We start from the raw sequence: 273 nt of genomic DNA, 5'->3' as shown, positions 1-273 counted from the left end.
ATCTTGACCGCCTTTGTCGCCGCACCGATCTCCTCGCTCAATCCGCTCGTTGCGGCCGGCTGGTTTTCCGGGCTGACACAAGCGTTTGTGCGCCGCCCGAATGTCGGGGATTTTGATACGCTGTCGAAAGACGTCTTCACGGTAAAAGGCTTTTGGGACAATAAAGTGACGCGCGTTTTGCTGGTCATCGTATTGACCAATCTCGGCAGTTCGCTCGGCACATTTATCGGCGGCGCCGATGTGCTGCGTTTGTTTTTCGAAAACTTATAATTG

Annotated in this window: 1 pseudogene; it reads left to right on the top strand. The window is 53.5% G+C overall.

The window, feature by feature from the left end:
- Positions 1-270: pseudogene (locus tag SB775_RS29400) on the top strand (TraB family protein); the annotation flags it as partial.
- Positions 271-273 lie beyond the last annotated feature (3 nt).

The sequence above is a fragment of the Peribacillus sp. SIMBA_075 genome, assembly GCF_046534585.1.
Note: the sequence above shows the minus strand (reverse complement) of the source record. Positions and strands in the feature narration are given on the sequence as shown.